We start from the raw sequence: 25,604 nt of genomic DNA on the forward strand, positions 1-25,604 counted from the left end.
GACACCGCCACCGGGTGATCGAAAGAAAACCGGAGATCAGTGCACCCAGTGGTGCCGCTGCTGCTTCTCCTGAATCGCTTCCGCAGTCGGTGTTGGCATGGCACTTACCGGCAGGCGCTCGTGGAAAAACGCCAGGCGCTCCTCGCCATCCACTTCGTTCATGGTGGCCGCGTCGAATACCTTGCCGTTGATCACGGTGTATTTCACGTTTTCCGATTGGCGTAGATCTTCCAGCGGATTGCCATCCACTACGATGATATCCGCCAGCTTACCGGGTTCCAGGCTACCCAGATCCTTGTCCAATCCTAGATAGCGTGCACCGTCGATGGTACCCGCGCGGAAGGTTTCCCACGGGGTAAAACCGCCCTGCTCCATCATCCACAGTTCCCAGTGCGCACCCAGGCCCTCACGCTGGCCGTGGGCGCCGATATGCACGGTGACACCCCTGTCGCGCAACTGCTTGGCGTGGGCCGAAATATCCACATGGTTGTAGTGATGGTCCGGCGCCGTGGGGCGACGGATGGAGCGCGGGTTGACGATAAAGTCCGGGGTGAAACGGGTCAGGCGCTCGTTCTTCCACACCTCGGTGCGGTCGTACCAGTAATATTCGCCGGAGAGACCGCCGTAGGCCACCACGAAAGTCGGCGTATAACCGACACTGGTCTGTCCCCACATTTGCTGTACATCGGAATAGATGTTGGCGATAGGCAGTGAGTGCTCGACACCGGTATGCCCGTCCACAATCATGTTCATATTGTGCTGGAACTTACCGCCACCTTCCGGCACCACCATGATCCCGTGTTTGCGACCGGCCTCCAGTACCTGTTGGCGTTGTTCGCGCCTGGGCTGGTTGTAGCTCTTCACGGAAATCGCCCCCATTTCCTTCAGGCGGCTGACGTGGAACTCGGCGTCTTCGAGGCTGTTGATCTTGGCCTTGTAGCCGGGGCCCTTGGCGCCGTAGAGGATGGTGCCGGTGGAGAAGATGCGCGGCCCGTCGATGATGCCCGCTTTCTGCATCTCCGCGGCGGAGAAGATCTCGCTGCTGTCATTGGACGGATCGTGAATGGTGGTCACACCGAACGCCAGGCTGGAGAACAGGTTCCAGTTCTGCTGCGGAATGATTTCCTCGCGACCCTGGGCGCCATGGGCGTGGGCATCGATCAGGCCCGGCAGCACCGTCTTGCCGGTAACGTCGATACGCTGGGTACCGGTGGGGATTTCCACACTGTCACTGGCGCCGACCGCCACAATACGGTTGCCACGGAACAGCACCACGCCGTTTTCGATGATTTCCTGCTGCTCTTCCGCATCGCGCATGGTCACCACGGTGCCGCCGGTCAGCGCCACCAACTTGTCGCTGCTGGCAAAGGCTTGCGGGAAGCTGAGGTCGATACCCTCGCTCACCGGCTCCGGCAGCTCCTCTGGTGCGCCGTCCACAAACGAGAAGGCTTCATTTAATGCGCGCTGGTACAGTTTGGGACCGTGGGCCCAGCCCAGGGTCTGGCTGTCCGCGGACCAGTGCAGGTTCTCGCCGGCGCGCTTGGAGACCTGGGTCACTTTGACCGCGCTGGCATCGGGGCCGATGGACTCGGACTTGCCGGTGGGCATAAACGGCGCCGCATAGGCCTTGAAGTCCTGGGTGAAGGCTATCCAGCGGCTGTCCGGCGACAGGCGGAACGAGGTGATCTCGGCACCGTGTAAATGCTCGCGCTCGTCCTTGCCGTTGCGGTCCACACTTTTGAATACACGCTTGCCGCCGTCAGCGTGTACGTATTCGGAGAAGTAGATGCGATCGTTGTCGACGCCAAAGTGTGGCTCATAGCCAGTTTTGGCGATACGGCGCTGCCAGTCGCCATCGGCGTCCGCGAGATAGATGCCGGGCTCGAGGGAATATTCCGGGCTTAACAGATAGCCGCCGGTAAAGCGACGATAGGCCACAGTCTCCCCATCCGGGGAGAAGCTCGGCTCCACGTACAGGCCCGGTTCACTAGTGATGTTGTCACCGCGGCCGTTGCGGGCGGAAACCACGCGCACATGGCCCAGTTCCTCATCGTCCCAGGTCACATAGGTGATCTGGCGACCGTCCCGGGACCAGCTGGGGTAGAACTCGAAGTGATCGTTCTGGCGGGTCAGACGGCGACGTTCGCCGCTGTCCACGTCCTGTACATAGATTTTACCCAGTGCCTGGAACGCGATCTGATCCCCGTCCGGAGATTTCTGCGCCCAGCGGATCATCTTCACGTCGAACTCTTCCGGCGCCACATCCACCGGGAAACGCACCGCGTCGGCCACCTGCTTCTCGGTTTTGATATGGGCGACGATTTCACCGGCACCACTATCCAGGCTGCTGCCGTCGGCGGCAATGCGCAGGAACTTGCCCTTGCTCCACACCACCAGGGATTCGCCGTCCGGCATCCAGTCGTACTGCACATAGTTGCCATGGGAGCCGAAGGTTTCCTGCAGGTCGCGTTCGAGTCCGGCGTAGATCGGTTTCTCCAGGCCGGTTTCCAGGTCCTTCACGAACAGTGATGTGGTGAAGTCCTGACGGCGGATAAACGCCAGTTGCTTGCCATCCGGTGACGGCATTGGCGCAATGGCGCCGCCGGGGCCGGATACAAAGGTTTCTTCCTTACCGTCTTGCAGGTCGTAGCGGTTGATGGCGAAGATCTGCTGGGTGGAGTTCTTGTTGTACTCCCAAACGGTGCCGGCAGTGGTGTCGATGGCGTAATAGATGTAGCGGCCATCCGGGGAGAACACCGCGTCGGAGATGTTCTTCTGTGCGATCTCGCCGCCAATCCGCGCCTTGATCTGACGCCCTTCGCCTCCGCCGTGGTGGTACATCCAGATTTCACCGGCGGGGATACTGCGGCCGGACATGAAACCCTTGCGCGCCACCAGGTACTGACCGTCGGGGCTCCAACTGGGCGCGTGTACCAGGTTTTCCTTCTCTGTGGTCAGCTGGCGCAGATTGCTGCCATCGCGATCCATCACCCAGATATTGTCGGCACCGTCGCGGTCGCTCACGAAAACGATGGATTGGCCATCGGGGCTGAAGCGGGGCTGGGTGTTCCAGGCGATTTCACCGGTGATCGCGCGCGCTTCGCCGCCGTTGATGGAAACCGCGTAGATATCCCCCAGCATGTCGAAAACGATGGTCTCACCATCGGGGCTGATATCCAGGTTACTCCAGGTGGTTTCGCGGGTATCCAGCGGAATGGATTTGAATTCGTAGGGCGGTTTGTTGACGTCCCATTGTTCGGCGTCTTTGTTGGTCTCTTCCGCCTGTGCGGCAAACGGCAGGGTCAGCGCAAAGCCGGCGCTACCGATCAGGCGCGCCAGTTTGCTGACCTGGGTCTTGTCGATCATGAATGGCTCCCGGGTGTGAGGGTTATCGTTATTTTATCGGCGACGCTTGTGGCGCGGCCGACTTTTTGGGTGGCATAAAAATGCCCGGATCCCGACCAAATTAACCGAAACCAGGCAAAACACAATGGATCTGCGCCGAATGGCGAAAACTCCGGGGTAAAGGCAGACGGCGGGATATCTCACTGTATCGATACATCCAACCATGGAATTCCCCTACTGATCATCTGACTAGACTGATTGCAGGGGCGCCGTTCCGGTGCCACAGGTGGAGCCGGTTATTACATGAGCCAGTCAGACGAAAACGATCGCCCCAAGAGCGACAGTGAGATCCTGCAGGAGCAGATGCAGGACAGCCTGCACGAGTACCGTCGCAACAACCGCTCGCTGTTTCTATCTTCTCTCGCCGCGGGATTGGAGATCGGCTTCAGCCTGTTCCTGATGGCGGCGTTTTACAGCCACTTCCATAACGGCAACAGTGAGCTGGTGGCGCTGATGATCGCCCTCAGTTATCCCATCGGTTTTATTCTGGTAATCATCGGCCGCACCGACCTGTTTACCGAGCACACCACCCTCGCCATCCTGCCGGTGCTCAGCGGGCGCCAGAATGTGCTGGGATTGATGCGGGTGTGGGGGGTGATTTACGCTGGCAATATCCTCGGCGCGATTCTGTTCAGTTTCCTGTTTGTGCAATTCGTCGGTATGACCGAAAGACTCGATGGTGGGATTTTTACCTACTACGGGGAGAAGTTGCTGGGAGACAACGGCGCCGGCCAGTTTGTGGGGGCCATCTTTGCCGGGTGGCTGATGGGGCTGCTGGGGTGGATGGTGGCCTCTTCCGCGGAAACCATCAGTCGTATGGCGGTGGTGGCCCTGATTACCTTCGTTATCGGTCTCGGGGGGCTCGCGCACTGTGTCGCCGGTGCGGTGGGCATTTTTTGCGCGCTGTTCAGTCCAGACGCGGCAGTGACCTTCGCCGACGCACTGAAATTCCTCGCCATCGCCACCCTCGGTAATACCATCGGTGGTTCCATCTTTGTCGGGCTGCTCAAGTACAGTTATGTGGTCAACGACGAGAGTTGAAGGCCGTTCCCGTCGGCAGCGACGGTTTCAACCAATGTACGAGGCGTCGGTGGTAAACACCACGTCGAACTCCTGTTCGGCAACGAATGCCGCCATACGCTCGGTGAGTTGTTCGCGCCAAATGTCTGCCTGCTCGATACCCGCGGTGCGGTGCGCTTCCCCCAATAAGATACGCGCATGGAGGTAGACCGAGCGACCGGTTTTGGTAATGCTAAGGGACCAGTCCTGCCCCGGAATATCGTGCATGGCATCGCGAAATGCGCGTCGGATCTTTCGCTGCACGTCAATCGGCGGCGCCGCCAGCAGCACTTCCATCAGGTTGCGAATCAGGATGCGCACCGGAACCGGCAACATCACCAGCACCATGATGATGACCATCCAGGAATCCACGTACGGCAACTGATCTCCGAGTGCCTCACCAAACTGCCACACCAGCGCAAAAGCAACCAGCACCACGCCACTAAGTACGCCGTCCATCATCCACGCAAACGAGTCCACCTCGATCAGTGTCGAACCGGTACGCCTGGCAATGCGGCGCAGTACCAGAAACACGGCCAGGCAGCCACTGCTGGCGATGGTGGCGTAAATCGTCGCCTTCCCCGCGTCCAGGGTGCGCCCGCCCTGATATAGCGCGGCAATTGCCGATGACAACGCCATCAGCATCACGCCCAGAATCACCATGCTCTGCAACACGTTGAACGCCGGTTCGAAGCTGGCGTAACCGAAAGGGAAGCGCCGGTCCGCGCTGCGTCGGATCAGTTGCGATACCAGCAGCATCACCAGCGACATCACAAAGCTCACCAGTGAGAACACACCGTCGAGAAAAATCGCCGCAGAACCGGTCCAGTGCGCGAAACCAAATCCCAATGCCGCCATTACCAGACAGCCGGTAATCGATAGCCAGAGGCCCCGTAATTCCATGGATGACAAGTTCCTGCGCAGCGTTTTGTTGAGGGAATTGTAAGAGAGGACAGCGAGATTCTAGCGATAAATGACGCGGGCTTCCCGGTGGTAACTTGTGGAGGTAGCGCAAAGTAGCGACAATTCGCAGCCATTTTTAGGTAATCAGCAGTCTCACCAGGGATCATTATGGCCATTGATATCGTCATCCTCGCCGCCGGCAAAGGCACCCGTATGCGCTCCGACCTGCCCAAGGTACTGCATCCCATCGGTGGCGTGCCCATGCTGGGGCGCGTAATCGACAGCGCCAAACAGCTGGGCGACGTGGCAATCACTGTGGTCATCGGTCACGGTGCCGAGCTGGTGCGCGAGCGCTTTGCCGACAGCGGCGTACAGTTTGTGGAGCAGACCGAACAGCTGGGCACCGGCCATGCCGTGGCCCAGGCGATTCCCAACTTCCGCCCCGGCAGTACGGTACTGGTGCTGTACGGCGATGTGCCGCTGGTGAAAACCGACACCCTGAAAGACCTGCTCGCTGCCTCCAAATCCGGCCCCGCACTGCTCTCCGTCGTCATGGACGATCCCAGCGGCTACGGGCGCATCGTGCGCGATACCGCAAATGCGGTGCAGGCGATCGTGGAGCAGAAAGACGCCGACGATGCCACCCTCACCATCCGCGAAATCAACACCGGCATCCTCGCCGCGCCTGGCGATCTGCTGGCCCAATGGCTGCCGGAGCTGTCCAACGACAACGCCCAGGGTGAGTACTACCTAACCGACGTGATCGCGCGCTCCGTAGGGGAAGGTATTCCGGTGACCGGCGTGATCGCCGCGGATCCCAACGAGGTAGCCGGCGTCAACAGCCGCGCCCAGCAGGCGGAGCTGGAACGGGCGCTGCAGCGGGAGCAGGCGGAAGCATTGATGACGGCGGGCGTGACCCTGTTGGATCCGGCGCGGATCGATATTCGCGGCCAAGTGGACTGTGACACCGATGTGTCCATCGATATCAACTGTGTGTTCGAGGGCGAGGTAAAGCTTGGCGCTGGGGTTCAGATCGGCCCCAACTGTCTGTTGAAAAACTGTCAGCTGGCGGCGGGCACCGTGCTCGAAGCCAACTCCATCGTGGAAGACGCCACGGTTGGCGAAGCCTGTACCGTCGGGCCCTTTGCCCGTCTGCGCCCGGGCACCGAACTCGCCAACGGCGCCAAGGTGGGCAATTTTGTCGAGACCAAGAAGGCGAAGATCGGTCTCGGCAGCAAGGTGAACCACCTGTCCTATATCGGCGATGCGGAGGTGGGTGAAGGCGTCAATATCGGTGCCGGAACCATCACCTGCAACTACGACGGCGTGAACAAATCCAGAACCACCATCGGTGACGGGGCGTTTATCGGATCCAACTCCTCGCTGGTGGCTCCGGTAGAAATCGGCGCCGGTGCGACCATCGGTGCCGGCTCCACCATTACCCGCGAAGTGAGTGCTGACGAACTGGCTGTGGGCCGTGGTAAGCAGCGCAATATTTCAGGTTGGCAGCGGCCTGCCAAGAAATCCTGACCCCTGATGGTGGGTGCTCTGTCATCGCTCCGGTGGCGGCAAATCACCGGGTGTCAGTTTTCGAAACCGCTGTGAACCCATCCCTGGGCGCTGCGGCGGCGACGTCCTGTCGCCGACGCTTTCGAAAACTGACACCCGGCACTTCGCCTTCAGTCCCCCTCCCTTTCTCCGTTAGTACGGTAGTACGGTTCTATCGAAGCACGACATCTGATGTGAAGGTGGAGCGCTGGGTATGGGGTTTCAGGAGCGTCGCAAACAGGATGTTTGCGCCGCAGCGTACATGGATGTATTCACCGCGGTCCTGAAACCCCATACCCAGTGATCCACCGCCACAGAGCGACAACAAAACGTACCCCGGAACCCAAAGCCACACACACACCGCCAGCTACACTAAAAAGCATCGGAATCAAAGGAATCCACGCCGATGCAGAAACCCCGCCTGCAACTTCAGGCCTCCTTCGATATCGCACGTCTGCAGTTCCTGGACAGACAGGGTCAGGCTACCCAGCCACTGCCGGAATTTGCCACCCCCGACTGGCTCACCCACTGCTACCGGCAGATGAACCTCGCGCGCATGGTGGATGATCGCGCCGTCAAACTGCAGCGCACCGGCCGCCTCGGCACCTATCCCGCAAGCCTTGGCCAGGAAGCCATCGGCGTCGCCACAGGCAACGCCCTGATGGCCGAAGACGTCTACTGCCCCTACTACCGGGAAACCGGTGCATTTCTCGAGCGCGGCGTGCTGATTGAAGAAATCCTCGCCAACTGGAGCGGCGACGAGCGCGGCCAGCATTTCCGGCACGCCCCCCACGACCTGCCCATCTGCGTGCCCATCGCCACCCAGCTGCTGCACGCCGCCGGCGTCGCCTTTGCATTGAACTATCGCCACCAGCAACACAACGAACCGTTACAGGTAGCCGTTGCCAGCGCCGGCGATGGCGCCACTTCCAAAGGGGACTTCTATGAAGCCATCAACCTCGCCGGGGTGTGGAAGCTGCCGCTGGTGTTTGTGATCAACAACAATCAATGGGCCATCTCGGTACCGCGCACGGCGCAGACCGCCACCCAGACCATCGCCCAGAAAGCCATCGCCGCCGGTATCCCAGCGCTGCAGGTGGACGGCAACGACCTGGTGGCGGTGGCCTGGGCGGTGCGGGATGCCATCCGTCGCGCGCGCAGTGGCGAGGGGCCGGCATTGATCGAGGCGCTGAGCTATCGCCTGTGCGATCACACCACTGCGGATGATGCCAGCCGTTACCGCAGCAGCGAGGAGCTGGAACATGCCTGGCTGTGGGAGCCGATCAAACGGCTGGATACCTATCTGCGCGCCCAGGGCCTGTGGAGCGATGCCAAACAGCAGGATATGGACCGCGAGCTGACGCAGATCATGGAGGCGGCGCTGGATCGCTGGGAGGCGCGCACGCCGGAGCCGGCGACGGCGATTTTTGATCATCTCTACAGCCAGCTGCCCGAGGCACTCTACGAACAGTACGACCGGCTGCGGGACGAACAGAGCGGGGGGCGGCCTAAATGAGCACAGAATCCGGAAATCAGGAAGCCGGTATCACCCTGGTGGAAGCGGTGACCCGGGCGCTCGCCTACGAGCTGGATCGCGATCCCCAAGTGGTGGTATTTGGGCAGGATGTGGGCGCAAACGGTGGCGTATTCCGGGCAACAGACGGTTTGCAGGCCAGGTTTGGGCCCGAGCGGGTGCTGGACACACCGCTGGCGGAAAACATGATCGCCGGTATCGCTGTGGGGATGGCCACCCAGGGGCTCAGGCCTGTCGCCGAATTCCAGTTTATGGGCTTTATTTATCCGGCACTGGACCACATCCTCAATCACGCCGCGCGCATGCGCAATCGCACCCGCGGTCGCCTCACCTGCCCGATTGTCTATCGCGCGCCCTACGGTGGCGGCATCCACGCACCGGAACATCACAGCGAAAGTACCGAGGCGCTGTTTGCGCATATTCCCGGTCTGCGGGTGGTGGTGCCCTCTTCTCCCGCCCGTGCCTACGGCCTGCTGCTGGCGGCGATCCGCGATCCGGACCCGGTGCTGTTTCTGGAGCCCAAACGTATCTATCGCGCGGCAAAACAGACGGTGGAGGACGATGGCGAAGCGCTGCCGCTGGATTGTGCCTTTGTACTGCGCGAGGGGCGCGATATCACCCTGATCGCCTGGGGTGCTTCGGTAAAAGAAACCCTCGCCGCTGCGGAGCAGTTATCCACAGAGGGCATCGAAGCGGAAGTGATCGACCCCGCCACCCTAAAGCCACTGGATATTCACACCATCATCGACTCCCTGGAAAAAACCCACCGCTGTGTGGTGATTCACGAAGCGGCGCGCTTCGCCGGCCTCGGCGCAGAGATCGCCGCGCAGATTCAGGAGTACGCCTTTGATCTGCTGGACGCCCCGGTACAGCGGGTCACCGGCTACGATACGGTGATGCCCTACTACCAGCTGGAGCAGATCTACCTTCCCGGGGTCGAGCGCATTCTCGCTGGCGCCCGCGCCGCGCTGGAATACGACGGTGGCCAGAAAACCGGAGGCCACGCATGAAGATCTTCAAGTTACCGGACCTGGGGGAAGGGTTGCCGGATGCGGTAATCCGCGAATGGCATATCGAGGAAGGGGAAAGTATTGCCGCCGACGCATCCCTGGTCACCGTGGAAACCGCCAAGGCGCTGGTGGAAGTACCCGCGCCCTGGTCCGGAGTGGTGGAGAAACGCTTTGGTGAGGCCGGTGACACCCTGCAGACCGGCGAACCTCTGGTGGGCTTTGCCGAGAGCGCTGTCGCTGATGACACACAAGCGACGCCCGGAGAAGAACAAACCCGCGATTCCGGCACCGTTGTCGGCCAGATCGAACAGGGCACCGACACCCTGCTCGCCGAAGCCCGCCCCCTGAATCACCGTCCCCGCACCGCCACCCCCGCGGTGCGCGCCCTCGCCCGCCGTCTGGGCGTGGAGCTCGATGACCTGCACCCCGCCGGCGCCCGCTTTAGCGAGGCGGAGGTGCTGCGGGCGGCGGCGAGGGCCCAACACCCTGCGGCGGCCTCTACTTCTGCGCAGCCACAATCATCGAGCAAAGCCGCGGAACCCAAAGGCGACCCGGCACGGCGCGCCATGGGCCTAGCCATGTCACGCTCCCGGGACCAAGTCTGCCCCATGACCCTGTGCGATGAGGCGGATATCAGCGACTGGCGCAAATCCGATTCCGCCACCCTGAAACTGTTGCGCGCCATCGCCGCAGCCGCCGCGGAATCCCCCAATCTCAACGCCCACTTCACCAGCGACCAACTGCAAACGCAATCTCCGGTAAATATCGGCCTCGCGGTGGATTCCCCCAAAGGCCTGTTCGTACCGGTACTGAAAGACGTGGAGGTGCAAAGCGACGACGAACTGCTCGCCGCCATCGAACGCTTCAAACAACAGGCCGCCGAGGGCGCCATCCCGCAGGACGACCTGCAGGGTGCCACCATCCACCTCTCCAACTTCGGTAGCCTCGGCGGCCGCTTCGCCACCCCGGTGGTGGTACCGCCGCTGGTATGCATCGTCGGCGTCGGCCGTCGCTACAAAGCGGTGCTGCCCCACAAGGGCAAAGCGCGGGTGCGGCGCCTGTTGCCGCTGTCCATCACCGCCGACCACCGCGCCGTCACCGGCGGCGAACTGGCGCGATTCCTCGTCGCGCTCAAAACTCACCTCACGGAATCCTGAATTGGGTTGGCATCTGATGTTTCGTTTCGCTATCATTAAATTACGAATCGAAAGTTATGCGCTCCCGCAGGTCTATGTCCAAACGCAACACCCAACAGCGCCGCCACCTGATACTGCAACAGATCAACGACGCCGGTGAAGCCAGCGTCGAAGCCCTCGCGCGCCAGTTCGAAACCTCGGAAGTTACGATCCGAAAGGACCTGGCCGCAATGGAAACCAGCGGCCTGCTCCTGCGCCGCCACGGCGGCGCCATCCCGCTTCCCCGGGAACTGGTGGCCGAAGACCCGCTGTCCGACACCAAACGCGCCATCGGCCGCACCGCCGCCGAACTCATCCGTGACCACAATCGCATCGTCATCGACTACGGCCGTACCACCACCGGCCTGATCTCCGAGCTCGATCGCAAACGCGGCCTCGTCGTCATGACCAACTCCCTGCACGTCGCCAACCAGCTGCGGGAACTGGAAAACGAACCCACCCTGCTCATGACCGGCGGCACCTGGGACCCCCACTTCGAAGCCTTCCAGGGCCAGGTCGCCGAACAGGTCCTGCGCGGCTACGACTTCGACCAGGCGTTTATCGGCGCCGACGGCATCGACCTCGAGCGCGGCACCTGCACCTTCAACGAACAGATCGGGCTCTCACGGGTTATGGCGGATGTCGCGCGGGAAGTCATCGTGATGGCCGAATCCAACAAGGTGGGAAGACGGATTCCCAACCTGGAGCTGAGCTGGGAAATGTTCGGCACCCTGGTGACCGACAGCGGTATCGAAGACAAGGTTTGCGCGCAGCTGGAAAGCAGAGGTCTGCGCGTAATCTGCGCGGATGTCTGAACATCGGCCTGAATAGAACTCTGAACTTAAACGCGAAGGTGGCGGTACCGGGTAAGGGTTTGCGAGACCTTCTAAAACAGGGATGTTTTAGAAGAGCCCCCATGGATGGGTTCACGGCGTGTCTCGCAAACCCTTACCCGGTACCGCCACCGCCACAGAACCAAAAAATGTGGCACGGAACCAAAATACCGAGGTAAGAAAAATGTGTGGAATCGTAGGCGCCCTGGGCCAACGCAACGTAACTGAAATCCTGCTGGAAGGCCTGCGCAGGCTCGAATACCGCGGCTATGACTCCGCCGGTGTGTGTCTCGTCAACGGCGACGGCAAACTGCAACTGCGCAAAACCCAGGGCAAAGTCGCCGACCTGGAATCCGTCCTCGACGACAGCCCCACCGCCGGCCAGCTGGGCATCGCCCACACCCGCTGGGCCACCCACGGCGTGCCATCGGACAAAAACTCCCACCCACACGCCTCCGGCAACATCGCCCTCGTGCACAACGGCATCATCGAAAACTACCAGACCTTGCGCGAAGAACTGATTCAGAAAGGCTACGAATTCCAGTCCGAAACCGACACCGAAGTCGTCGTCCACCTGATCAACGACCTCGCCCATAACCTCAACACAGACAACCGCGATTTACTGCGGGCAGTCACCGCCGCCACCGAAAAACTCGAAGGCGCCTACGCCCTCGGCGTCGTCTGCGCCGACGAACCGGAGCGCCTGGTCTGCGCACGTCTCGGCAGCCCGCTGGTGATCGGTGTCGGTATCGAAGAAAACTTTATCGCCTCCGACCCCATGGCCCTGCAACAGGTCACCGACCGCTTTATCTTCCTGGAAGAAGGCGACATCGCCGAAGTCACCCGCGACGGCATCGCCATCTGGGACAAAACCGGCGAAGAAGTCAGCCGTCCGGTGAACAAACTGCAAGGCGGACACGACGCCACCGACAAGGGCCGCTACCGCCACTACATGCAAAAGGAAATCTTCGAGCAGCCGAAAGTTGTGGAAGCCACCATGGCCGGGCGCATCGGCGAACACTCCGTTCTGTCCCAGGCGCTCGGCACCGCCGCCAACGAAATCCTGCCCAAAGTAAAACAGGTACAGATCGTCGCCTGCGGCACCAGCTATCACGCTGGTCTCGTCGCCCGCTACTGGATCGAAGACTGGGCCGGCGTCCCCTGCTCCGTGGAAGTCGCCAGCGAAATCCGCTACCGCAAAACCGCCGTGCGCCCGGGAACACTATTTGTCACCATTTCCCAGTCCGGCGAAACCGCAGATACCCTCGCAGCACTGCGGCAGGCCAAGGAGCTTGGCTACCTCGCCTCCATGACCATCTGCAACGTCCCCAACAGCTCCCTGGTGCGGGAATCCGAACTGCAATTGATGACCGAAGCCGGCCCGGAAATCGGTGTCGCCTCCACCAAAGCTTTCACCACCCAATTGGTCGCCTTGCAACTGTTCTGTATCGCACTGGCCAAAGCCAACGGCATGAGCAGCGAACGCGAAGCCGAACTGATCGACGCCCTGCATCAGCTGCCCAAACTAATGGAAAAATTCACCGCCCTGGATGCGCTGGTAAAAGCCACCAGTGAAGCCTTCGCAGAAAAAAATCACGCGCTCTTTTTGGGGCGCGGCGTGGAATATCCGATTGCGCTGGAAGGTGCACTGAAACTCAAGGAAATCTCTTACATCCACGCCGAAGCCTACCCCGCCGGCGAACTCAAACACGGCCCATTGGCCCTGGTGGATGCAGATATGCCGGTGATTGTGGTCGCGCCCAACGACGAGCTATTAGAAAAACTCAAATCAAATTTGCAGGAAGTTCGCGCGCGCGGCGGTGAGCTGTTTGTATTTGCCAGTCCCCAGGCCGGGTTCAAAAGTGAGACGGGATTGACCGTGGTGGAAGTGCCGGATGCACCGGAAAGCCTGCAGCCGATTCTGTACACCGTGCCGTTACAGCTACTTAGCTACCACGTTGCATTGTTGAAAGGTACTGATGTGGATCAGCCGCGGAATTTGGCGAAGTCGGTGACCGTGGAGTGAGTACCAACAAACACTAGACGTGGCGGAAAGCAACAAAGAAAAGCTCCATCGGCTATGGTAGAGTACTCCACATCCTGTCTTTGGGCTGATTATTGATAATCCAGATACGTTGTCGGCGGAGCCCGTATCCGGTACTTCAGGATCGTCGGGAACGGGTTGAACAATGCTGGATAGAATAGTCAGAGGATAAGTCTTTGGGGGTTTTACTGACCGGCCTGGTCATTTTGTTGGTTTTTGTTGCGCCCGCGCTGGCCATTTATCCAAGGCTGGTGGTCAGCCCGAAAGATTTCGTTGCAGCTCCATTTGTCAGTATTCTGGTTGTCATAGGGCTGTACTCCCTACTGAATGGCTTCGATATATATCGGGTCGGTGTCGTTCAGGCTGTTGCTGCAGTGCTAGTGCTCATAGCGGTTTATCGGGTGTCCACTATTCTGAAATCAGCAGAAGTGGACGTTAGGTGGCCCGCAAGCGAAAAAGCTATCCTCGTTATCGCCGCCGCTCTGGCATTTTACGTTGCTACAAAGCTCTACGTAGATGGATTTGTTTTTCATGACGAGATCTACAGTTGGAATTACTGGGCGGTTCAGCACTTTCTCGGCGAAGACATTGATTTCTCCAATACCCGCGCGCCTTATCCTCAGCTGTTTCCCAAGGTGCTTTCGTTTTCTTATATGGTAGTGGGATCTATCGAGTGGCAGGTGCCGGTGAAGACGGCGCTTGCTTGTATATCCTTCAGTGTTTTTTGTGCTTTTGGCCTCGTGATGAGCGAACGCTCTAACCGGGCTTTACTTCTATTTTTCCTGCTGTTGGTGTTCCTGCTCGAGGGTGTACGCCTTGATAATATTCTTGCGAACGGTATGCCAGACGCTCTTATGGGGTGTGCCCTGGTGGTATCAGTGTATTTCCTCGTGCGCTCCTGGAGCGAAGACGCTCAATTGAAGCTGGTGGCATTGAGCGTGGTCTGTGCTGTCGTTTCCGCACTCTCCAAACAACCGGGATTGCTATGGGCCGTGTTTTCGCTTCCCATCATTCAATCTATTCATACCTTTCGAAGCGGAGGTCAGTGGCGTCCATTTATGGTGACGCTTGTAGCACCTGTTGCCGCGATAACTTGGATGTTGACCGAGGGGGCGAATTTCCAGAAGAACCAAGGTGTAGTTGGGAGATCTTTCTCGGATCGGGATATTTTGGAGCAGTTAGATTTTTCTGTGAACCAGTATCTTTGGCAAGAGCCTGTGATTCTCGGGTTGCTTGCCGCTGCCGTTGCTCTCGCTACCTGGAGGCGTCGCGGTGTTTCGCTACTGCTCTTGTTCTCCATACCCTCGCTACTGAGTTGGTTTCTGTTTGCATCGTATGACATGCGTGCCGGTACAGCTGCGTTGCTGAGCCTTGGATTTCTCGTCGCCTATTGTGACTTTGGTCTGAGAGCTAAAGGGGTTACAGCTGTTGATTCCGGTAGCCTGCTATCTAGTAGCACTGCAGCGAAAAGTCGATACCTACTTTTAGGGTTTGCTGTATTGCTCGGTATTGGCGGTGGGATATCGACACTTAACAAAGCGCAGAAAAACGGTGAAAAATTCGCAGAAAACTTTGAACTGGAAAGCGCACCATTAAACAATATGGTGACCATGTTCCATGGAGATGGACAAGCCGTATACCAAGAGATTTTCAATCGTGGGCACGAAGTTCAATTGTGGACACCAACAGCCTATGTTTATGGCTTGTTTTATGGATATACCGGGGTGGCGCGGCCGCGTAACGGGTATAAATACAATCTTAAAAGCCTGCTCGCTGAGCTCCGTGAGCGAAGACCGGATTTTGTTACTGACTCTGGTAACCGGCCCGGTGGGTCTGCAGCTCGCGCATTGCGTAATTTAATTGGCAAGCGTTGCCCCAGAATGTTCAAAAAGATTGCAGGTCCGGAAAATCTGTACCGAGTTAATGTATACAAGCTGGATCAGAACTTGCTTGATAGTGAGTATTGCAAAGTATGAGTACTGACCTTAATTCATTTGCGATACTTATACCTGCCTTCAATCCAGACAGAGTGTTAATTGACCTTGTGCAGGAAATTCAGACGATTGGATTTCGTCACATATTGGTGGTTGATGATGGCTCGGAGAAAAATGAGATATTCTCCTATCTGAAATCTTCAATGGGGGCTGCCGTAATTGCCCACGAAGCCAATCGAGGAAAAGGCGCTGCGCTCAAAACTGGTTTTCGACACATATTAGAAAACCTGCCAGATAGTATCCAATCGATAATTACTGCTGATGCGGATGGACAGCATCTACCTGGTGATATACTAAAATTAGCGCGGAAAGCAATACAGGCACCAGAAAAATTTTATCTCGGAGCCCGTCGGTTTGATAGGAATATTCCACTTCGCAGTAAATTTGGCAATCGCCTCACTAGCATAGCGCTGGAAAAGGCAAAAAAAATCAGTCTTTCTGATACTCAGACCGGCCTCCGGTCCTATCCGCGGAAATTGGCGGATGTGGCAGGTTCCATTTGCGGCGAACGCTACGAATTCGAACTGAATTCCATTGTTACGGCGCAGGAAAAAGGTTTTATCGTTGATGAGGTTCCGATTGCTACAGTGTATATAGACGGAAATAAATCCTCTCACTTCAAGCCGCTGCTTGATTCATTGAGAATTTACGCGACTTTTTCTCGTTTTTTTCTCGTGGCTGTGAGCTCGGTTGTATTGGATTTTTTACTGTTTATCTTACTTTACGCCATCTCAAAAGATATTATTGTTAGTACCTTCTCAGCGCGCTCAATATCTTCCGTGTACAACTTTCTTTGCAATAAATACTTGGTATTTAAATCGTTTAATGGTGTAAAGGGATTTTTCTCAGAAAGTACAGGTTATTTTATTTTAGCTGCAATCGTGGCAATGATTTCCGGCGTTCTCGTGCGAGGCGTATACGAAACCCTAGGAGCGAGCGTCATCCTGACGAAGATTATGGTCGATGCGTTACTATTTTTCAGTAATTATTTTTTGCAGAAAAATCTAGTATTCAGGGAAGATGTGAAGTTTAGAGTTAAAGGATAAAATGAATAGTTTGGTTCTGAGTAAAATTTTTTTTACTTCTCCAGTTATCCGGAGTGGCAGAGTTGGGCGGCCAAAAAGCACCTCGCTGTCTGGCAACTTAGCGCTAAATGTACAGGGTGACGGTACTGATACTTTTCTGATTGACCCGATCGGTCACGGTCATACTGCGAGGTGGTGTCATCTTCTGGAGAATAGTTGTTCTCTGAAAAGTTCAGGTGAAAACTACCCTGACACATAGGGAAGTCGGTAACTGTCGAATAGAAATCGGTGCAGAGAATACCGATAGGAACCGGATAACGCATGGCGTGAAGGTGGATGCCCCTCCGTCACGCCAACTCAATACAGAAAATGAAGTATCTGTGGTTACTGTTTTACAAAGTAACTTCCTACCCTATTTTCAATTCCATCGGGCATCAAGGCTCCCCACTCTGTCAGAAGCGCTTTTGGTGTGGATTCGGACTGTCGCAGGGTAAAGAGTGGCTCGCCTACCTTGTAGACCTCAACACCATATATGTTTTTCACTTCTCCATTGCTATAGGAGTAAAATCGAATTACCGCCGTCTCGTCACTTCTTTCAGAAACGCATCGAATCAGGGTATCAGCCTGGTAGCCAGAAATAGCGACCTCACAGTGATCACTATTGAGCTTTAGTTGATATTCCATCGAGATAGCCGCCCCGCCGGGGTCCTCACCCAGATCATTGGTAAAGGTATAGGTTCCAACCCAATCCACACTGGACTGACACGCGGCGGTAAAAAAAAGAAGTAAAGCAGCTAAAGCTGTCATGATGAATGTTTGTGATACTGGTTTCATACATTTAACCGAAATAGCCTTCTTTGAGCCCTTTTTCATATTTCTGCCTTACTTTAATGGATATTTCTGCTGGCGTTATCTTGCCGTCTTTATTTTTATCAAAACCGGAGTTCTGTTCATAAGTTTTGGCTCCGCGTTGGAATAGCGCCTCTTCAGGATCTATACCAATTGCTGCTGGATAAAGTATCGCCAGATAAACATCTTCTAACGTTTTCAGCCTGCCTTTTCTCGGAAGAAAGTATCTCTCAACATAGTCGAGCTGTTTTACGGCAGTCATTTTTTCGAGCTCTTCCGTTGTCGTTCCCAGGTCTCTGGCAGTTCGAGGCATGAACTGAATTAAGCCTGTGGCACCGCTACCGGCAGCATTTTTAATCGAAGGGCTGAAGGTTTCTCCTGTTTCAAACGCCATACACGCCATCAGAAAATCTGGAGCTATACTGAGATTCCGGCAAATTTCCATAACTCTGACTTTAAAAGGAGTAGAAACTTTAGCGCCCCAGGCAATTTTACCATTGGCGGAAAAGTTGGGTGGAGCATTTGTATCAGGACCATTACGCGGTTGTGCGGGTTGTGATTCTCCGGCTAACCTGACCAGGTGACGCCATGTTTTTCCATTGATATCAATACGGCCATCGGGAGTGGAGAAACCCACCACACTCCTCTGGAAGTTCTTAATATGCGCGATGGTTTGGGGCCCCATTACACCATCTACGGCCAGTAATGCCCACGGGATTCGCACCACCCGATTTAATAGCGCTTGTATTAACCGTACATCGTCCGAAAAATTTCTACCTCGAACTCCGACTGATCCAGACAGCTTGATGAGATCCTTCAAATCCATCTCCTTAAAATTCATTGGTTGGTACGGCGGTACTAACAGTGGACCTAGGAGGTTTTCGCTTTCAAGCTAAAGTGGTACCTCCGTGCAAGTTGAGTTTAATTACGTAAAGTCCAGGTAATAATAATTTACAACTTGTTAAATTTTATTGCGGAGGTGCGGTAAAAATATCATCTGTAGTGATATTTGTTGCACTGAAACTTTATATTTTGTGCGCAAATCTGTTAAGGTCGCCGACGATTTTTCGTCACTTTAATTTGAGTGCCGAGAAAAAATACAATCGTTGGTCGGGCTGGAAGCCCAAAAAGCTACCTACACGGAGAGTGCAATGCCACGCGCTGTTTTCTTATTCCTTTCCCTAAGCGTTTCCCTGCTGCTTTCAGCCCAGCAAGCCTGGTCCGCCGACGGCCGCTCAGATTATGACCTCGATGACGATGGTTTAATCGAAATCAATGACTGGTCTGATTTAGATGAAGTTCGCAATAATCTGGATGGTGCTTCCCTCTATGGCAGCAGTGCCGGCTGCCCTGCGGATGGCTGTATCGGTTTTGAGCTGACCACAGATCTGGATTTTGACACCAATGGTGATGGGATTCTCGATGGCAAAGATACCTACTGGAATGAAGGCGAGGGCTGGTTGCCGATAGGCAGTAACGGCGCCAATGATTTCACAGGGGTTTTTCACGGCGGGGGTCACCTTATTCGTAACCTGATGGTTTCGCGCCCCTACACAGATTTACAAGGGTTGTTTGGTTTTATTCGCGGTGCGAGCGTAAAAGAGCTTGGGTTGACCGGGAACTTGACGAAAATCGAAGGTAACGGTTCAACGGGTACTTTGGCAGGCTATGCAGACTCTAGTCAGATAACAGCTGTTTTTGCTAGCAGTAATGTTACTGGCACTGGTGACGATATTGGTGGTTTAGTCGGCAATGCCAGCGACAGTGAAATTACTGCTAGTTATTTCACAGGCACCGTGAGCGGCGGTGAATTTGTTGGTGGACTGGTGGGGGCCAGGGCCGAGAGTATCACAGCCAGTATTTCGACGGCGTATGTTACCGCCGACCGCTTCTCGGGTGGACTAATTGGTCGGTGGGGGACAGTTAGTGCGAGCTATTGGGCTGTTGATGTTTCGGGGCAAACTGATGCTCACTATTCTGGTGCAGAAGCAACGCTGGCCGAACTTCAGTGCCCAACTAACACCGATAACACCACCTGCGCGGATGCCATTCTTTATGAAGGTTGGTCCAACTATACAGGCGCAGGAGGTAATGCCTACTGGGATTTTGGCAGCGATACCGAGCTGCCGGGGCTGCGGTTGCAAGGCAGTGTTTACCGCGATGGTGACGGCGATGGTGCCCATGAGGCAGATGACGCCTTCCCCGAGCACTTTGCGGCTAGTGTCGATAGTGATGGAGATGGCGCACCGGACGCTTGGAGAGGAGGGTGCGAAGTCGACTGCCAGTCCGCAAGTGGACTGGTGCTGGATCAGTTTCCCGAGACTGCGGCGGCCGCGGTTGATGCGGATCTGGATGGCTTGCCCGATCAGTGGAACGAAGGCTGCGACAGCGCCTGTCAGACCGCCTCGGGCCTGGCCCTCGATAGCCTGCCGAACGATAGCGACAATGATGGCATCAGCAATGCGGAGGATTACGACGACAATAATGACGGCATCGTAGACGCGGACGCCGACTCTGACGGCTTGATCGAAATTAGCAGCCTCGCTGAGCTGGATGCCATCCGACATAGCCTGGCAGGAGCAGGCTTGCGCTTAGTGGCCGATGGTGAATTAAATATTTCCGGTTGCCCGCATATTCCACACAACGGGGTTTTGCAGCAGCGTTGTAGCGGCTATGAACTGACCGCGGACCTGGATTTTGATACCAATGGTGATGGTGTTCTGGACAGCAATGACAGCTATTGGAATGAAGGTCAGGGATGGCAGCCGATCGGTGACAGTCTTGCCAATCCTTTTACTGCGGTATTCCATGGCAACGGCCACCTCATCCGTAACGTGATGAGCGCGCGCCCTACTACCGACTATCAGAGTCTATTCGGTTGTCTGGAAGATGCCACTGTTATGGATCTTGGACTGAATGGGCCCTTGATGCGTATTGAAGGTAATCGATACGTTGGCGGATTGGCGGGCGGTGTGCGCCGCAGCCAAATCTCTGCCGTTTTTGTTAGTGGCTTTATTCAGGGCAATACGATAACTAGTGGAGGTTTAGTTGGGTACGCGGTCGAGAGTGAGATCTCTACCAGTTATGTTACGGGTTCCGTAAGAGGAGTTGATGTTGTTGGTGGTTTGGTGGGGGTAAACGACGATAGCGATATCAATGCTAGCGTATCCACAGCATGGGTTTTCGGGAGTTCGCGCTCTGGCGGGCTTATCGGTTATGAAGAAGGCCGTCTTGGTGTCGTCAGCGCGAGTTACTGGGCTGAGGATGCGTCGGGCCAAACCTCTAGTAAAGGTGGTATCGGTGCCACCCTTGATGAACTTCGATGCCCCACCGGAGCGGATAACACCACTTGTGCAGATACCACGCTGTTCGACGGGTGGTCCAACCGAATAGATGGAAGTGGTAATACCTACTGGGATTTTGGTACTGATACTGAGTTGCCCGGCTTAGTGTTAAGCGGGACAGTGTATCGCGATGGTGACGGCGATGGTGCCGCAGATGCCGATGACGTCTACCCTGCAGAATTCGCCGGCAGTGTCGACAGCGACGTTGATGGCGCGATTGATTCATGGACCCCGGGCTGCGATGCCAACTGTCGTGCAGACAGTGGATTAACTCTGGATCATTTCCCGGATACCGCTGCAGCCATCGTGGATGCTGACTGGGATGGTTTACCGGACCATTGGAATGAAGGCTGCGATAGTGGCTGTCAATCTGCTTCCGGTCTGACGCTGGATAGCGCACTGAATGACACCGACAACGATGGCATCGTCAATTCTATCGATGACGATGACAACAGTGATGGCATCGTCGACGCGGATTCTGACTCTGATGGCTTGATAGAGGTTAGCACACTGGCGGAGCTGAATGCCATCCGGAACAGCCTGAGCGGTGGAGGTCTGCGTCTGGAGGCTGAAGGTGAATTAAACAGCTCGGGTTGTCCGTATATTGTTTACGATGGTGTGTTGCAGCAGCGTTGTCGCGGCTACGAATTAACCGCGGATCTGGACTTTGATACCAATGGCGATGGAATCCTCGATAGCAACGATACCTATTGGAATGACGGTGAGGGCTGGAAGCCGATTGGTAGAGATTACGAAAATGTATTCAGCGGGGTATTCCACGGCAATGGCCATGTTATCCGCAACCTGATGATCACGCGTCCCGATACGAATTTTCAGGGCCTGTTTGGGCATATCAGTAACGCCATCATCAAGGAACTGGGTCTGTCCGGTCCGCTGATGGCGGTAACGGGCCGTTATAACGTGGGTGGCCTGGCAGGTGTTGCACGCTATAGCCAAATCTCCGCCTCTTATGTCAGTGGCTCTGTAACCGGAACCGATGCTGCTATTGGTGGGTTAATCGGCTATGCCCCCTACTCTGAAATCAGTGCCAGTTTCACCACGGGCGCTGTAACTGGGGACAATGATGTCGGTGGTCTGGTGGGAGCGGCTTTCTACGGCCAAATCACAAACAGTATCTCCACGGCTTTTGTGTCTGCTCGACACTCTTCCGGTGGGTTAGCGGGTGACGTTTACGAGACTGCTGTCAACACAAGTTATTGGGCGGAAGACGCATCGGGCACAACTTCCAGTGATGGCGGCGGTACCGGCTTCAGCCTGGCGGAACTTCAGTGCCCAACCGCTGCAGATAATACTGTTTGCACAGACACCACACTGTTCGAGGGGTGGTCCGATTCAGTAGATGCAGACGGTAACACCTATTGGGATTTTGGCAGCAACTCTGAGCTTCCGGGTCTGCTGTTGAACGGTACGGTATACCGAGATGGTGACGGCGACGGTGCTGCAGATGCCGATGACCCCTACCCCGCTGAATTTGCCGGCGGTTTTGACAGCGATGGTGACGGTGCCATTGATTTCTGGACCCTGGGTTGCGATGCCGACTGCCGCGCAGCCAGTGGATTGATCCTGGATCAGTTCCCCGATACTGCGGCAGCCAGCGTGGATGCTGATTGGGATGGTTTACCCGATGAGTGGAACGACGGCTGCGACAGTGCCTGTCAGTCCGCTTCGGGTCTGACCCTCGACGACGATAACGACAATGACGGCGTGGCGAATGAGGTAGATGCCTTCCCGACCCATGCCGCCGCTGCTGTCGATGCCGACAATGATGGCCTGCCGGATGCCTGGCTCGACTCGTGCGACAGCGCCTGTCAATCCGGCTCGGGTCTGACCTTGGATGCTTCACTAAACGACACCGACAACGACGGAGTGGTGAACGACGAGGATGCATTTGTCGATAACGCAGCCGCGTCGGTGGATACTGATGGCGATGGCTTTCCAGACGCCTGGCTTGACTCGTGCGACAGTGCTTGTCAGTCCGCTTCGGGTCTGACCCTGGACGACGACAATGACGATGATGGTGTGGCAAATGAGGCAGATGCCTTCCCGATCCATGCCGCCGCTGCTGTCGATGCCGACAATGATGGCCATCCAGATGCCTGGCTCGACACCTGCGACAGCGCCTGTCAATCCGCTTCGGGTCTGACCCTGGACACGTCACTGAACGACACCGACAACGACGGCGTGGTGAACGACGAGGATGCCTTTGTCGACAACGCTGCCGCGTCAGTAGATGCCGACAATGATGGACTTCCAGACGCTTGGCTCGACTCGTGCGACAGCGCCTGTCAATCCGCCTCGGGGCTGACCCTGGACACGTCACTGAACGACACCGATAACGACGGTGTGGTGAACGACGAGGATGCCTTTGTCGATAACGCAGCCGCGTCGGTGGATACCGATGGGGATGGCCTGCCGGATGCGTGGCTCGACTCGTGCGACAGTGCCTGTCAATCCGCTTCGGGCCTGGCGTTGGACGACGATAACGACAATGACGGTGTAGCAAACGAGGCAGATGCCTTCCCGATCCATGCCGCCGCCTCAGTGGATGCCGATGATGATGGCTTTCCAGATGCCTGGCTCGACACCTGCGACAGCGCCTGTCAATCCGCTTCGAGCCTGACCCTGGACACGTCACTGAACGACACTGACAACGACGGAGTGGTAAACGACGAGGATGCCTTTGTCGGTAACGCCGCCGCGTCAGTAGATACCGACAATGATGGTCTTCCAGACGCCTGGCTTGACTCGTGCGACAGCGCTTGTCAGTCCGCTTCGGGTCTGACCTTGGATGACGACAATGACGATGACGGCGTGGCGAATGAGGCAGATGCCTTCCCGATCCATGCCGCCGCCTCAGTAGATGCCGACAATGATGGCCTTCCTGATGTGTGGCTCGACTCGTGCGACAGCGCCTGTCAATCCGCCTCGGGTCTGACATTGGATGCTTCACTGAACGACACCGATAACGACGGCGTGGTGAACGACGAGGATGCCTTTGTCGATAACGCCGCCGCGTCTGTGGATACCGATGGCGATGGTTTGCCGGATGCGTGGCTCGACTCGTGCGACAGTGCCTGTCAATCCGCTTCGGGCCTGGCGTTGGACGACGATAACGACAATGACGGTGTGGCAAACGAGGCAGATGCCTTCCCGATCCATGCCGCCGCATCAGTAGATGCCGATAATGATGGCCTGCCGGATGCCTGGCTCGACTCGTGCGACAGCGCCTGTCAATCCGCCTCGGGTCTGACACTGGACACTTCACTGAACGACACCGATAACGACGGAGTGGTGAATGACGAGGATGCATTTGTCGATAACGCAGCCGCGTCCGTGGACACTGATGGCGATGGTTTGCCGGATGCGTGGCTCGACACCTGCGACAGCACCTGCCAATCCGAATCGGGACTGACTTTGGACACGTCACTGAACGACACCGACAACGACGGTGTGGTAAACAGCGAAGACGCCTACCCCACCGATCCGGATCGTGCAGAAGATGAAGACGCGCCGGAAATGGCCAGCGTGCCGGAATCCATCAGCGTGGCCGCCACCGGCGAAACCACCCTGGTTACCCTGGATGTGGTGCAGGCCCAGGCGCATGACAACTTCGACGATCAGCTGGATTATCAGGTAGAGCTGGATGGCGAGGTGTTGGTGCGCAATGCCGAGCAGCAGGTATCGCTGCCGAGCGGCGCACTGACTCTGGACTGGGTGGCTGTAGACGATGCGGGCAACCGCTCCGAGCCCATGGCGCAAACCGTCAAGGTTTACCCGCTGGTGCGCTTCAGCCTGAGTGAATCTGTCACCGGTGAGCAGAACCTGGCAGAAGTGGCGGTCAGCCTGTCCGGCCCCTCCCCCGAGTATCCGGTTGCGGTACTGGTCGACTGGATCGAGGCCGACAGTGATGCCAACGCGGCGGACCTGGTCACCGAAGGTCAAAATGGTGTGGACCTCGCCAATCTGGGTCTCATCATCGAGTCGGCGGATGCACTGGAAAATGCGGTATTGGAAATCCCGGTCGCCGCCGATGATGAAGTGGAGCCGGATGAATACTTCACGCTCGAATTGAACTCGGCCTGGGCCGGCGAAGATGAACCCTTTGCGATGCCCATTGATGAGGATCACCAGCGCCATCGCATGACGTTCACCGATACCAATATCGCACCGACGGCGGAAGTCAGTGCGGTACAGGCTGGCGAACCGGGCAGTGTGTTTATCACCGATGCCGGCGAAGTGACGGTAACCGCCGAGGTGACCGACGTAAACGGTGGCGACAGCCACAGCTACCAGTGGTATACCGACGAATTGCCGGTGACCCCGGGAGATCAGGCATCCTTCACGTTTGATCCGCAGGTTATGTCCCAGGGGGACTACAGTATCCGCGTTGTGGTAACGGACGATGGCAATCCGATGTTGTCATCGGATGAGGTCACTTTCGAGTTCACGCTGGAAGAGGCGGAAGTCCCGGATGACGGTGGTAATGATGAAGGCGGCGCTGACGACGGTGATTCCGATGATGGAGATTCTGACGGCGGTCAGGATTCCGGTGGTGGTCAAAACCCGCCAAGCACGGGAGGCGGTAGCTCCGGTGGTTCCAGCGGTGGCAGCATTAACCTCTGGTTACTGTGCCTGCTGACGCTCGCCGGGCTGTGGCGCCGAAGGCTCATACGCTAGAAGAAAACGCCTTACCTCTTACTCCTTTGACGATAAAAGCCGGTGGTAGCCTCACCGGCTTTTTTGTTTGCCCTGTCCGGCTAATCCGCCGATGGCTGTTGGGGCTACCGGGCATTGAGTAAAGAAGAACTGAAACAGATCGAAAGCCGGGGCCCTGCTTCCGAACAGGGGCTGTCGGGCGGG

General features: G+C 56.8%; 14 protein-coding genes. 10 read left to right on the forward strand and 4 right to left on the reverse strand.

The window, feature by feature from the left end:
* Positions 1 to 36: 36 nt before the first annotated feature.
* Positions 37 to 3,366: an amidohydrolase family protein gene (locus tag LPW13_RS15860; protein WP_230436904.1), complete on the reverse strand. Its 3,330-nt coding sequence runs from the start codon at positions 3,364 to 3,366 to the stop codon at positions 37 to 39.
* Between the two features lie 282 nt (positions 3,367 to 3,648).
* On the opposite strand from LPW13_RS15860, the gene LPW13_RS15865 reads away from it, so the two are divergent.
* A complete protein-coding gene (locus LPW13_RS15865) occupies positions 3,649 to 4,446 on the forward strand; it encodes a formate/nitrite transporter family protein (RefSeq protein ID WP_230436906.1) in 798 nt (265 codons plus the stop codon).
* Between the two features lie 27 nt (positions 4,447 to 4,473).
* Here the strand turns inward: LPW13_RS15865 and LPW13_RS15870 are convergent, their stop codons facing one another.
* Positions 4,474 to 5,367, reverse strand: coding sequence for a cation diffusion facilitator family transporter (locus LPW13_RS15870; RefSeq protein ID WP_230436908.1), 894 nt, complete (start codon positions 5,365 to 5,367; stop codon positions 4,474 to 4,476).
* Between the two features lie 168 nt (positions 5,368 to 5,535).
* On the opposite strand from LPW13_RS15870, the gene glmU reads away from it, so the two are divergent.
* From glmU to LPW13_RS15910, 8 genes are all read left to right on the forward strand, one after another.
* Complete coding sequence (gene glmU / locus LPW13_RS15875) at positions 5,536 to 6,897, forward strand: bifunctional UDP-N-acetylglucosamine diphosphorylase/glucosamine-1-phosphate N-acetyltransferase GlmU (RefSeq protein WP_230436909.1); 1,362 nt, start codon at positions 5,536 to 5,538, stop codon at positions 6,895 to 6,897.
* Positions 6,898 to 7,321: 424 nt separating this feature from the next.
* Positions 7,322 to 8,431, forward strand: a complete 1,110-nt coding sequence (gene pdhA, locus LPW13_RS15880; RefSeq protein ID WP_230436911.1) for a pyruvate dehydrogenase (acetyl-transferring) E1 component subunit alpha — start codon at positions 7,322 to 7,324, stop codon at positions 8,429 to 8,431.
* Positions 8,428 to 9,459, forward strand: a complete 1,032-nt coding sequence (locus LPW13_RS15885) for an alpha-ketoacid dehydrogenase subunit beta (RefSeq protein WP_230436912.1) — start codon at positions 8,428 to 8,430, stop codon at positions 9,457 to 9,459. The genes pdhA and LPW13_RS15885 overlap by 4 nt, the downstream gene beginning before the upstream one ends.
* On the forward strand, positions 9,456 to 10,616 hold the full coding sequence (locus tag LPW13_RS15890; RefSeq protein WP_230436914.1) for a dihydrolipoamide acetyltransferase family protein: 1,161 nt from the start codon (positions 9,456 to 9,458) through the stop codon (positions 10,614 to 10,616). The genes LPW13_RS15885 and LPW13_RS15890 overlap by 4 nt, the downstream gene beginning before the upstream one ends.
* 74 nt (positions 10,617 to 10,690) lie before the next feature.
* Entirely contained in the window at positions 10,691 to 11,449 is a 759-nt protein-coding gene (locus tag LPW13_RS15895; protein WP_230436915.1) for a DeoR/GlpR family DNA-binding transcription regulator, read from the forward strand.
* 202 nt (positions 11,450 to 11,651) lie between these two features.
* The gene (gene glmS / locus LPW13_RS15900; protein ID WP_230436917.1) at positions 11,652 to 13,493 is read left to right on the forward strand and encodes a glutamine--fructose-6-phosphate transaminase (isomerizing); all 1,842 of its coding nucleotides are present in this window, start codon (positions 11,652 to 11,654) and stop codon (positions 13,491 to 13,493) included.
* Positions 13,494 to 13,687: 194 nt separating this feature from the next.
* A complete protein-coding gene (locus tag LPW13_RS15905; protein WP_230436919.1) occupies positions 13,688 to 15,487 on the forward strand; it encodes a hypothetical protein in 1,800 nt (599 codons plus the stop codon).
* Positions 15,484 to 16,551, forward strand: coding sequence for a bifunctional glycosyltransferase family 2/GtrA family protein (locus tag LPW13_RS15910; RefSeq protein WP_230436920.1), 1,068 nt, complete (start codon positions 15,484 to 15,486; stop codon positions 16,549 to 16,551). The genes LPW13_RS15905 and LPW13_RS15910 overlap by 4 nt, the downstream gene beginning before the upstream one ends.
* A gap of 363 nt (positions 16,552 to 16,914) precedes the next feature.
* Here LPW13_RS15910 and LPW13_RS15915 read toward each other — a convergent pair whose 3' ends face one another.
* Both LPW13_RS15915 and LPW13_RS15920 read right to left on the reverse strand, forming a co-directional pair.
* Positions 16,915 to 17,364 (reverse strand): DUF5991 domain-containing protein, encoded by a 450-nt coding sequence (locus LPW13_RS15915; RefSeq protein ID WP_230436922.1) that lies wholly within the window; start codon positions 17,362 to 17,364, stop codon positions 16,915 to 16,917.
* 4 nt (positions 17,365 to 17,368) lie between these two features.
* Positions 17,369 to 18,199 carry a hypothetical protein gene (locus LPW13_RS15920; protein ID WP_230436924.1) on the reverse strand — a complete coding sequence of 277 codons (831 nt, stop codon included), beginning with the start codon at positions 18,197 to 18,199 and terminating at the stop codon, positions 17,369 to 17,371.
* Between the two features lie 331 nt (positions 18,200 to 18,530).
* On the opposite strand from LPW13_RS15920, the gene LPW13_RS15925 reads away from it, so the two are divergent.
* Complete coding sequence (locus tag LPW13_RS15925; protein ID WP_230436926.1) at positions 18,531 to 25,421, forward strand: GlyGly-CTERM sorting domain-containing protein; 6,891 nt, start codon at positions 18,531 to 18,533, stop codon at positions 25,419 to 25,421.
* Positions 25,422 to 25,604 lie beyond the last annotated feature (183 nt).

This window comes from Microbulbifer celer, from assembly GCF_020991125.1.
GTDB lineage: Bacteria > Pseudomonadota > Gammaproteobacteria > Pseudomonadales > Cellvibrionaceae > Microbulbifer > Microbulbifer celer.

Bases quoted from the DNA above. Each gene is read 5' to 3' on its own strand.
- LPW13_RS15925 (WP_230436926.1), top strand. From the start codon at position 18,531: ATGCCACGCGCTGTTTTCTTATTCCTTTCCCTAAGCGTTTCCCTGCTG.
- LPW13_RS15885 (WP_230436912.1), top strand. From the start codon at position 8,428: ATGAGCACAGAATCCGGAAATCAGGAAGCCGGTATCACCCTGGTGGAA.
- glmU (WP_230436909.1), top strand. From the start codon at position 5,536: ATGGCCATTGATATCGTCATCCTCGCCGCCGGCAAAGGCACCCGTATG.
- LPW13_RS15915 (WP_230436922.1), bottom strand. From the start codon at position 17,364: ATGAAACCAGTATCACAAACATTCATCATGACAGCTTTAGCTGCTTTA.
- LPW13_RS15910 (WP_230436920.1), top strand. From the start codon at position 15,484: ATGAGTACTGACCTTAATTCATTTGCGATACTTATACCTGCCTTCAAT.
- pdhA (WP_230436911.1), top strand. From the start codon at position 7,322: ATGCAGAAACCCCGCCTGCAACTTCAGGCCTCCTTCGATATCGCACGT.
- LPW13_RS15895 (WP_230436915.1), top strand. From the start codon at position 10,691: ATGTCCAAACGCAACACCCAACAGCGCCGCCACCTGATACTGCAACAG.
- LPW13_RS15860 (WP_230436904.1), bottom strand. From the start codon at position 3,366: ATGATCGACAAGACCCAGGTCAGCAAACTGGCGCGCCTGATCGGTAGC.
- LPW13_RS15890 (WP_230436914.1), top strand. From the start codon at position 9,456: ATGAAGATCTTCAAGTTACCGGACCTGGGGGAAGGGTTGCCGGATGCG.
- LPW13_RS15865 (WP_230436906.1), top strand. From the start codon at position 3,649: ATGAGCCAGTCAGACGAAAACGATCGCCCCAAGAGCGACAGTGAGATC.
- LPW13_RS15870 (WP_230436908.1), bottom strand. From the start codon at position 5,367: ATGGAATTACGGGGCCTCTGGCTATCGATTACCGGCTGTCTGGTAATG.
- glmS (WP_230436917.1), top strand. From the start codon at position 11,652: ATGTGTGGAATCGTAGGCGCCCTGGGCCAACGCAACGTAACTGAAATC.